Here is a 6,760-nt window from a genome sequence, read left to right as displayed (position 1 = left end):
CCAACGACATGCAGGTCGGCCAGACCGGCAAGATCGTCGCCCCGGAGCTCTATATCGCCGTAGGCATCTCGGGGGCCATCCAGCACCTGGCCGGCATGAAGGACTCCAAGGTGATCGTCGCCATCAACAAGGACGAGGAGGCGCCGATCTTTCAGGTGGCCGATTACGGGTTAGTGGCGGACCTCTTCGAGGCCCTGCCCGAGCTGGAGCAGAAGCTGTAACGACCAGCGTGATCCAGCCGATCGCGGTCACGACGCCGGCCCCGCCAGGGGCCGGCGTCGTCGTGTCAGCAGCCCCCATAACCTCTGTCTATATGAGCGATAACGGGAATTATTAGCGTCGGGGGCGGGTGTCTGCCATCCTGTGTAGTTGAGGTCACGAGGCAACTGCCTCGCTCAGTTCATTCACGGAGGAGTCACTATGCCGCATACATTACCCGAGCTGCCCTATGGCTATGATGCCCTGGAGCCGCATATCGATGCGATGACCATGGAGATTCACCACTCCCGGCACCACCAGACCTACATCAACAACCTCAACGGGGCCCTGGAAGGCACCGGCCTCGAGGAGGTGCCGGTGGACGAGCTGCTCGCCAGCCTCGACCGGGTGCCCGAAGAGAAGCGCCAGGCGGTCATCAACAATGGCGGTGGCCACTCCAACCACTCGATGTTCTGGCAGATGATGTCGCCCAGCGGCGGTGGAGCGCCCAGGGGCAGAGTCGCGGCTGCCATCGACGCCGAGCTGGGGGGCTTCGATGCCTTCAAGGAAGCCTTCACCAAGGCGGCACTGGGTCGCTTCGGCAGCGGTTGGGCCTGGCTGAGTGTCTCGCCGGACGGGAAACTGGTGGTGGAAAACACGCTCAACCAGGACAGCCCCATCTCTCACGGCAATACACCGGTGCTGGGGCTGGATGTCTGGGAACACGCCTACTACCTGAAGTACCAGAACAAGCGCCCGGACTACGTGGCCGCCTTCTTCAACGTGGTCGATTGGGACGAGGTCGAGCGGCGCTATCAGCAGGCCACTGGCTGATTCGCCGACATTGCATGGCCGTACGGATGGCGTCTCGTCGGGAGTCATCCACGCTGCGAAGGGCCCCGCTCGAGGCGGGGCCCTTCGCGTGGTGGGGGTACGTCAGAGCCGCCTCAAGCCCCACATGAAGTAGGCGCCGCCCAGCAGCGAGGCGACCAGCCCGGCGGGGATCTCCTGGGGGAACAGCCACTGGCGACCGAGCCAGTCGGCGAGCACCATCAGCAGCGCACCGACCAGGGCGGCCCCCAGCAGGTGCATGCGTGCCCGGCTGAAGCCCAGCAATCGCGCCAGGTGCGGCGCCAGCAGGCCGACGAAGGAGAGCGGTCCGACTACCAGGGTGGCACAGGCGGTGAGCAGGGCGACCAGCAGCAGCAAGGCCAGGCGCGCACGATCGAGTCGCATGCCCAGGGCGCGAGCGGTGGCGGCCCCCAGCGGCAGGATATCCAGCCAACGGGAGAAGGGGTGTGCCGCCACGGCCAGTGCCACGGCCAGGCCGGCGACGATGACGGCGCTGTTCAGATCGACATAGTAGGTGGAGCCGGACAGCCAGGCGATGACCTGCTGGCCACGGGGGTCTCCACCGCTGAGCACGATGCCGCGCACGGCATCGAACAGGGCGGTGATCGCCACCCCGGTCAGCAGCAGGCGTTCGGGGAGAACGCCGCCGCGCCGATTCAGGATGACCAGCAGCGCCAGGGTGATCAGTGCCCCCAGGGTGCCGGCGGCGACCAGCGTCAGGTTGCCGGGAGAGGGGAGCAGGAAGATGGCGCCGATCAAGGCGATGGCGCTGCCGCCACTGATCCCCAGGACCTCGGGGCTGGCCATGGGGTTGGCGGCGAGGCGCTGGACGATGGTGCCGGCGATGGCCAGCATCACGCCGCTGCCGGCGGCGGCCAGCAGGCGCGGCAGGCGCCACTCCAGAACGCCCCAGTCGTTGGTCGACAGCCATTGCCAGCCCGCCGCCGTCTGGCCGACCAGCAGGGCCGCGGCGGCCGTCAGCGACAGCAGCAGCGCGAGCCCGGTCGCCAGTCGTCCGGGAGCGGGGTGGCGCTGGCCGAGGGCATGGGCCATGCCGGGCGGCTGGTCGCCGGTAAGCTTGAGGCGCGGAATCAGCCACAGCAGCAGCGGAGCGCCGAGGGCGGCGGTCGTGGCACCGGTGGGGATCAGCGTCGGCAGGGCGCCGGAGAAGCGCTGCAGCAGCAGGTCGGTGGTGGCCAGCAGCAGGGCACCGAGCAGGGGCGACCAGAGCAACCGCTGGCCCAGGCGTCGGGCGCCCGCCAGTCGTACGATGTTGGGCGCGGCCAGGCCGATGAAACCGATCACCCCGACCACGCTGACCACGCAGCCGGTGATGAAGACCGCGAGGCCCAGCCCGGCCAGGCGCAGATGCTTGAGCGAGACGCCCAGGCTTCGGGCGCTGGCGTCGTCGAGTTCGAGCACCGCCAGCGGGCGCAGCAGCAACCAGGCCAGCAGGGCGCCGATCGCGAGACGCGGCCCAAGGAAGACGACGCCGTCCCATCCCGTCTGCGACAGCGACCCGGCCCCCCAGATCAGCAGGCCCTTGAGGGCCTCCTGGTGAAAGAGCAGCAGGGCCATGGCCAAGGCGCCGACATACAGGTTGACCACCAGCCCGGCCAGTACCACCACCATCGGCGCCAGGCCGCGACGCCAGGCGAGCAGAAACACCAGGCCCATGGTCAGGCCGCCGCCGAGCAGTGCCACCCATTCGCGCCCGTGCAGCAGCAGACCGGGTGCCATCAGGGTGGCGACCATCAGGGCCAGGTTGGCGCCGCTGGCCACTCCGAGCGTGGTGGGCGCGGCCAGGGGGTTGCGCAGCACCTGCTGCATCAGCACGCCGGCCAGGGCCAGGCCGCTGCCGGCGAGCAGCGCGATGACCAGGCGTGGCCACCAGCTGTAGTGCAGGAGCAAGGCGTCGCGGCTCCGGCCGGACGAGTCGAACAGGGCCTGGAGGCCCTGGAGCGGGCCTTCGTGGGCCTGCAGCGTGGCCAGGATCAGCCCCAGCAGGGGGAGGGCGAGCAACAGGCAGAGGCGACCGGGCGCCGGCAGCGGGAAGGGCCTAGACGCCATCGTTGTCCTCCAGGGCCGTGGTCAGCAGCTCGGCGAAGCGCCGCGCCGAGGGCAGGGCACCGAAGCTCCAGACCGGAGGCAGGCGGATCGAGGTGCCGTCCTGGACGCTCGGCAGGGCCTGCCACAGGCCGCTGCCGGCGAGCCGCTTTGCGACGCCCACCGGCAGCGGTTCCACCACCACCAGCCGTGCGTCGAGGTCGACCAGCGCCTCGAGGCCCACCAGGGAAAAGCCCCAAGGGTTGGTGGGGCGCTGCCAGGCATTGGCCAGCCCCAGGCGATCGAGCACGGCCTGGTAGAGGCCGCCCGCGCCGAACACCCGCACGTGGCGGGCATCCATGAACTGCACGATGAGCAGGGGCCCTTGTTCCCCCGGAAGCCGTTCCCGGAGTTGCGCCAGCCGTGCTTCGGTCGCCTCGATCAGGGCCTCGCCGGCTGCCGGGCGCTCGACCAGCCGTGCGACGCGACGGGTGAGCCGGCGCAGCTGCTGCCAGGTGTCGGTGCCCGGGGTGTAGAGCTCGAGATTGTCCACCGGGGCGATGCGCGACAGCCGGGGTGTCAGGTTGGCGAACATCGGCGAGATCAGGATCCGGTCGGGCGAGAGGCTTGCCAGCAGTTCGAGGTTGGGCTGAGTGCGCAGGCCGAGGTCGATGACGTCGGTGGCCAGTCCCGGTTCGCCGACCCACTCCCGGTAGGCATCGATCTGCGCCACGGCCCGGGGCATGGTGCCGAGGGCGACCAGGGTCTCGGCGATGGTCCAGTCGAGGGTGGCGATGGCGGGGGCGTCGGCGTGCGCATCGTCAACGGAGACCAGCAGCAGGATCAGGCCGAACAGGCCGGCCATCAGGGCATGGCTGGGTGGGGTGGCAAGGCTGCTGGGCAAGACGGGCTCCGCGGGTGGCTCGAGGGCTGACAGGATCGGGGCGTGACGGCCGCTCAATGCACGACGGCGACGGGGTATCGGCCACCGGGATGGGTCATGACCCGCATGGGAATGCCGTAGATGGCTTCCAGGGTCTCGTCGTCCATCAGCTCGGCCGGCGAACCCTGGGCCAGCAGGCGCCCACCGTGAAGAGCGACCAGGTGATCGCAGTAGCGCGCCGCCATGTTGACGTCGTGGAGGACGATGATCACGCCCAGGCCCAGTTCGCGGCAGAGCCGACGCACCAGCGCCAGGACCTCCACCTGATGGGCGATGTCGAGTGCTGCCAGGGGCTCATCGAGCAGCAGGAAACGGCTGCCCTGGGCCAGCAGCATGGCCAGCCAGATGCGCTGGCGCTCGCCACCGGAGAGGGTATCGACCAGGCGGTCGGCGAATGCCTGCGTATGGGTCAACTCGATGGCGCGGTCGATCCGCTCCCGGTCCTCGCGGGTATGACGACCCAGCAGGCCATGCCAGGGATAACGGCCGAAGCCGACCAGCTCGCGGCCCAGCAGGTTCTCGGCGCTGGGCAGGTGCTGGGGCAGGTAGGCCACCTGGCGGGCGAACTCGCGGTTGCCCCAGGCGGACAGGGGGCGATCGTCGAAACACACCTCGCCGCGGCTGGGTGGCTGCTGCTGGGCCAGCAACTTGAGCAGGGTCGACTTGCCGGAGCCGTTGTGACCGATCAGCCCATGGACCCGCCCCTCGTCGAAGGTCAGGTCGGTGGGGGCGAGCAGTGCCTTGCCATCGATCTCGAAGGCGGCGCCTCTGAGCTCGAACATGGGGAGTGTCTCCGGCGGATGGGGCGAGGGCGTTACGATAAGGCGAATGATAAGCCTTATCAATACTGCGTGGCGACCGCCTCGAGCGCCGTGGCCACCCAGACCCGGCTGGGTGTCGGCGGGCCCGACGCGATATCGGCACAGGTGTCGTGGCGCCGCAGGGTCCGCGCCTCGCAGGTCACGGCGAGGCGTCCCGTCTGCTCGCCATCTCGCCAGTGCACGCTCAGACGCCGGCGGTCGGCGGTCTCGGCGGTGGCATCCTCCGCTACCCGGACCTCGGGCCGCAGGTCCCGCCCGGCGAGCCATTCCAGGGCGGCGACCTGGGCGCACTGCTGCAACGGGCTGAGCCGCGAGTCGCCACGGTAGCAGGGCAGGTAGGGGTGATTCGCGGCCTCGCTCTCGAGCAACGGCACGACATGCTCGTCGCTGATGCGGCCATACTTGCGCAGGGCGGGGAAGACCACGGCGCTGGCCGCGAGGCGGCAGCCGCCCAGGTGGGTGCTCTCCCACACCTCGAAGGGCAGGCCCCGGTCGGCGACGGCCGCCGCCAGCGCCCGGTAGGTGGCGTAACCGAACTTGGCGCAGCACTTGTCCTTCTTGCCATGGGTGCAGCACAGCAGCAGCGGGCCCTGTGGCGGGGCGATCTCCCAGCGGGCCAGTGACTCGTCTTCCTGGAGAGCCGCGAGGAAGGCCGGCAGGGCGTCGCGCGGCACCTCGTAGCGGCGGTTCTCCGGCATCAGGTAGAGCCGATGGCACTCGGGGCTCTGGTCGCGGCGGTGAATCAGGTTGACCCGCCGCCCCGACTCGGCGATGGCCTCGAGACGCGCGTTTACCGCCTCGGGCATATCGCTGGCCTGGCGCAGGCTGCGTCGCCACTTGGCACGCGGCCAACTGAGCAGCAGGTTGCGCTCGGCGTGGGCGGCGCTGCCCGCCAGGGGGTCGCCCAGGGCGGCGCTCTCGCGGGCGCAGAAGCGCTGGACCACGCTCATGCCGAGACCGCCGGGCGGGTCCGGGCGGGGCCGACGGTGGCCCCGCTGACACCCCCCATGGCCGGCACGCAGACCAGTCGGCCGGTACTCGGGGCGCGCATCACCTCGGCATCGAGATCGAAGACCCGCTTGAGGTTGGCGGCGGTGAACACCGTCTCCGGCGGCCCGCGGTGTGCGATACGGCCCTCATGCATCATCACCAGGACGTCGGCATAGGCCGCGGCCAGGTTGAGGTCGTGCAGTACCACCAGCAGGGTACGACCGCACTCGTGGGCCAGCTTGACCAGCAGCTCCAGCAGATCGACCTGGACCTTGAGGTCGAGGAAGGTGGTGGGCTCGTCGAGCAGGATCAGATCCGTCTCCTGGGCCAACACCATGGCGATCCAGCAGCGCTGGCGCTGACCGCCGGAGAGGGCGTCGACACTGCGATCGGCAAAGTCCGTGACATCGGCATAGGCCATCGCCGCGCGGATGGCGCGGGCATCCCGCTCGGCATCCTGTCGCCACAACCGCTGGTGAGGAAAGCGTCCCATGCCGACCAGTTGCCTGACCGTCAGTCCCTCCGGTGCGGAAGGGCCCTGCGGCAGGATGCCCAGGCGCTGTGCCACCTCTCGCGTGTTGCTGCGGTGGATATCCCTGCCATCGAGACAGACCCGTCCGGCACTGGGTGTCAGAGTTCGAGCAAGCGTCTTCAACAGCGTCGACTTGCCACTACCGTTCGGGCCGAGCAGCACCGTCAGCTTGCCCTCGGCCACCGCCAGATCGACGCCGTCCAGTACGCATCGGGACTCATACCCGGCGCGCAGAGCTTCGCCTGTCAGTCGAGGCGGCTTGGCAGGAGTCGTGGGCATGGGGTTGGCTCGCTGGTGTGGTTCCTTGGCCGGAGCACCGTAAGGCAAAACATTCTCATTTTCAATGTCTGGAAGCACGTCTGCCTGGCCTTCTCAGCA

The 6,760-nt window shown here is 69.3% G+C and carries 7 protein-coding genes; 2 read left to right on the top strand and 5 right to left on the bottom strand.

What is annotated here, in order from left to right; translation table 11 throughout:
* Both C1H66_RS18895 and C1H66_RS18890 read left to right on the top strand, forming a co-directional pair.
* Positions 1–221: FAD-binding protein (locus tag C1H66_RS18895; protein WP_205738697.1), on the top strand; the 221-nt coding region annotated here is incomplete at its 5' end.
* A gap of 199 nt (positions 222–420) precedes the next feature.
* Positions 421–1,032 carry a superoxide dismutase gene (locus tag C1H66_RS18890; protein ID WP_102629424.1) on the top strand — a complete coding sequence of 204 codons (612 nt, stop codon included), beginning with the start codon at positions 421–423 and terminating at the stop codon, positions 1,030–1,032.
* Positions 1,033–1,134: 102 nt separating this feature from the next.
* Here the strand turns inward: C1H66_RS18890 and fhuB are convergent, their stop codons facing one another.
* The 5 genes from fhuB to C1H66_RS18865 all read right to left on the bottom strand — a co-directional run bounded on the left by fhuB (position 1,135) and on the right by C1H66_RS18865 (position 6,661).
* The gene (gene fhuB / locus C1H66_RS18885; RefSeq protein ID WP_102629423.1) at positions 1,135–3,120 is read right to left on the bottom strand and encodes a Fe(3+)-hydroxamate ABC transporter permease FhuB; all 1,986 of its coding nucleotides are present in this window, start codon (positions 3,118–3,120) and stop codon (positions 1,135–1,137) included.
* A complete protein-coding gene (locus C1H66_RS18880) occupies positions 3,110–3,961 on the bottom strand; it encodes an ABC transporter substrate-binding protein (protein ID WP_102629429.1) in 852 nt (283 codons plus the stop codon). The genes fhuB and C1H66_RS18880 overlap by 11 nt, the downstream gene beginning before the upstream one ends.
* A gap of 92 nt (positions 3,962–4,053) precedes the next feature.
* Positions 4,054–4,821 carry an ATP-binding cassette domain-containing protein gene (locus C1H66_RS18875; RefSeq protein WP_102629422.1) on the bottom strand — a complete coding sequence of 256 codons (768 nt, stop codon included), beginning with the start codon at positions 4,819–4,821 and terminating at the stop codon, positions 4,054–4,056.
* A 59-nt stretch (positions 4,822–4,880) separates the two neighbouring features.
* The gene (locus tag C1H66_RS18870; RefSeq protein WP_102629421.1) at positions 4,881–5,810 is read right to left on the bottom strand and encodes a sucrase ferredoxin; all 930 of its coding nucleotides are present in this window, start codon (positions 5,808–5,810) and stop codon (positions 4,881–4,883) included.
* Positions 5,807–6,661 carry an ABC transporter ATP-binding protein gene (locus tag C1H66_RS18865; RefSeq protein ID WP_102629420.1) on the bottom strand — a complete coding sequence of 285 codons (855 nt, stop codon included), beginning with the start codon at positions 6,659–6,661 and terminating at the stop codon, positions 5,807–5,809. The genes C1H66_RS18870 and C1H66_RS18865 overlap by 4 nt, the downstream gene beginning before the upstream one ends.
* Positions 6,662–6,760 lie beyond the last annotated feature (99 nt).

The sequence above is a fragment of the Halomonas heilongjiangensis genome, from assembly GCF_002879645.1.
GTDB lineage: Bacteria > Pseudomonadota > Gammaproteobacteria > Pseudomonadales > Halomonadaceae > Halomonas > Halomonas heilongjiangensis.
The sequence above is the reverse complement of the archived record's forward strand: the minus strand, read 5'-3'. Positions and strand labels throughout refer to the sequence as shown.